We start from the raw sequence: 3,114 nt of genomic DNA, 5'->3' as shown, positions 1-3,114 counted from the left end.
CTGATCTCGGCGGCGACCAGATTCCCCGCATAGTGCGGCAACAACTGGGCCACGTCATATACCGACGCCTGCTTGCGATGAACCACACCGAAGCCGTCGGATACAAACGCTCCCGCCGAACCGTCTGGGCCGCCGACGAGTTCGACAAGCTGCGTGGCCAGCGCCAGGCGCTCGGCATCGTCCTTGCTGGTTTCCCGCGGATCGAATCGGATGTTCTCCAGCAGCAGGATGTCGCCCTCGCTCAGGCCTTCGGCGCGGACCAGCGCATCGGGGCCGACCACGTCGCCGGCCAGTTGGACGTGGTCGGCCCCGAAGAGCTGGCCCAGCGCCTTTGCCACCGGCGCCAGCGACAACGCCGGGTCAGAGCCGCCGTGCGGCCTACCAAGGTGCGCAGTGACCACGACCTTCGCCCCAGCGTCGGCCAGCGCCTTCAGCGTCGGCGCCGAGGCGATGATGCGGCCCGGGTCGGTGATGTTGCCATCGTCATCGATCGGGACGTTGAGGTCCGACCGCACGAGCACGCCTCGGCCCGAAACTCCTTCTGCGAGTAGGTCGTCGAGTGACTTGAAAGCTACGGGGCTCATAGCGACTTGCCGACCAGCGCCACCAGATCGACGAGGCGGTGGGAGTAGCCCCACTCGTTGTCGTACCACGACACGACCTTGGCCTGGCTGTCGATCACCTTCGTCAGACCTGAGTCGAACAGCGAGCTGTGCGGGTCGGTGACGATGTCGCTGGACACGATCGGCGCGTCGTAGTACTTCAGGATGCCCTTCAGCGGCCCATCGGCGGCGGCCTTGTAGGCGGCGTTGATCTCCTCGACGCTGCCCGGTTTCCTCAGCTCGGCGGTCAGGTCGGTTGCCGAACCCGTGGGGATCGGCACCCGCAAGGCATAACCGTCGAGTTTTCCTTTGAGCTCGGGCAGCACCAGGCCGATGGCCTTGGCGGCGCCGGTCGAGGTCGGCACGATGTTCAGCGCGGCGGCGCGGGCGCGGCGCAGATCCCGGTGCGGACCGTCCTGAAGATTCTGGTCCTGGGTGTAGGCGTGCACGGTCGTCATCAACCCGCGCACGATGCCGAATTCGTCGTTGAGCACCTTGGCCAGCGGGCCAAGGCAGTTGGTGGTGCACGACGCGTTGGAGATGATGTTCTGGCTGCCGTCGTACTTGTCGTCATTGACACCGAACACCACCGTGAGATCCTCGCCCTTGGCCGGCGCTGAGATGATCACCTTCTTGGCGCCCGCGTCCAGATGGCCTTTGGCCTTGGCCGCGTCGGTGAAGATACCCGTCGACTCCACGACCACGTCGACACCCAGATCACCCCACGGAAGCGCCGCCGGGCCCTCCTTGACCTCCAACGCCTTGATCTTCTTGTCGCCGACGACGATCGCGTCGTCGTCCTCCAGCGATATGTCCGCAGGGAACCGGCCCAGGATCGAGTCGAACTTCAGCAAATGCGCCAGCGTGGCGTTGTCGGTGAGGTCATTGACCGCCACCACCTCGATGTCGGTGCCCAGGCCGTCGGCCTTCTGTGCCTCGAGCGCCCTGAAAAAATTGCGTCCGATGCGGCCGAAGCCGTTCACACCTACCCGGACTGTCACGCATGCCTCCCTACGTGTTCATTGATGTCGCCGACTTCGGCAGCCCTCTGATACAACTGCACACCGTATTGGTGGCCGGTGGTCGGCGAGCCCCCCAGGTAGGGGAGGCGCCAGAGGTACTTCATGTGTTTTCTCCGCCCGGCGGTATCGGCGTTGCTGGCCACACCGCCGAAACCCCCGACGTGGGGGAGGTGGCGTGAGCGTGTGCGAAGGACACTGGCGCACCACGAAGTCCACGCACTTACAGTCGACACGAAACGGAGTGGTATGAAAAGCGGTGCCGCTACGGTCAACCAGGTGCTGAGCGCAACGAGTGACGGGCCGGTTGCCGGCGATCGAGTGCGCGTGGCGTATGGAGTTTTCGGCCGACTCGGCTGGGTGTCTTCGGCGTCGCCGGGCTGTGTCCTCGTCCGCTATGACGATGGTGCTCGAGACGTCATCGATCTGACCCGACGGCCGGTTTGGATCGTGCGCTGAAATTGGCACTGGCGCCGCGCTGTGCCCAGCTGGATTCGGAAGTCATTGGCCTCCGTCGTTGTCCTCCGTGGATGTGGCGGCGCACCCGGTGCAGGGCGCCACACGACGATCACTGCCACGGGGATGGCCGCCGCGGTCGTGACGCTCTCGTCGATGGGCAGCCCGAGCGACGTGAGCCCACTGCGTAACATCACCCACCGAATCCAGAACCTGCGCCCGACGATTTGCACCGGATTCTGGACGCCACCTCGCCATTTTCTATGCACGCGAAGTCCAGAGGGGGTCCGTCAGTGTGATGACGGCGTGCTCGACATGATGGTGCCGCATATGCAGCGCGGAAATGATGGCCATTAACAGACGGGACGTTCACGCGGGTCATGCCGGTCGCAGGAAATCGCTGTCCGTTTGCATAATCCGAGTGGCTTTGTGGGTCCGGGAAAATTTTCACAAAGGTCTGCGCAGTGACTTGCGAGTAGGCGTATACATCAACTGTGGGATGTATGCAACCTCTCCGGCGATCACAGCCACAGCTGAATTCTCGCCGGGGTGTTCGTCTCATGAGGCGTTAGACCAGCGCTAGACCAGCGCACACAGATAAGGAGTCGACATGAGCGCCAACGCAGCAAGGGACATCGAGGGATCATTCGTCGACCACATTGATCTCGACGTCGAAGTCGTCCAGACCGACCGCGGTGGCTGGATCGTCGTCGCCAACGCGAGCGGCGAGCGGAAGCAATTCGGCGAAGTGCACTCCAGCAAGAAGGAAGCCGAGTTCTACGCCAAGCACATGTTCTCCGGCGCCGACAGGTGGACTCACGCGGCGCGTGTGGTGGAGCCCGAGCCGAAAACCTACCCCGGCGACCACAACTGATAGGTAGAGAATTTCGTCAACTGGGCATGGGGAGGCGGCCGGGGGGGGGGAAACCCCCCCCCCCCCCGTTGGGGCACCCGCCGGCCGGGGGGGGGGCCGCCCGCGGGGGCCCCCCCCCGGCCCCCAGAAAACCGGGGGGAACCCCCCCCCCGAAAAAAAAAAA

The 3,114-nt window shown here is 64.4% G+C and carries 3 protein-coding genes; 1 reads left to right on the top strand and 2 read right to left on the bottom strand.

The window, feature by feature from the left end; translation table 11 throughout:
- Positions 1 to 584: phosphoglycerate kinase (gene pgk / locus CQY20_RS33485; protein WP_097945632.1), on the bottom strand; the 584-nt coding region annotated here is incomplete at its 3' end.
- The gene (gene gap, locus CQY20_RS33480; RefSeq protein WP_097945629.1) at positions 581 to 1,603 is read right to left on the bottom strand and encodes a type I glyceraldehyde-3-phosphate dehydrogenase; all 1,023 of its coding nucleotides are present in this window, start codon (positions 1,601 to 1,603) and stop codon (positions 581 to 583) included. The genes pgk and gap, both read right to left, overlap by 4 nt.
- Positions 1,604 to 2,687: 1,084 nt before the next feature.
- Here gap and CQY20_RS33475 point away from each other — a divergent pair.
- Complete coding sequence (locus CQY20_RS33475) at positions 2,688 to 2,951, top strand: hypothetical protein (protein WP_097945626.1); 264 nt, start codon at positions 2,688 to 2,690, stop codon at positions 2,949 to 2,951.
- Positions 2,952 to 3,114 lie beyond the last annotated feature (163 nt).

The sequence above is a fragment of the Mycolicibacterium agri genome, from assembly GCF_002553505.1.
GTDB classification, from domain to species: Bacteria; Actinomycetota; Actinomycetes; order Mycobacteriales; family Mycobacteriaceae; genus Mycobacterium; species Mycobacterium agri.
The sequence above is the reverse complement of the archived record's forward strand: the minus strand, read 5'-3'. Positions and strand labels throughout refer to the sequence as shown.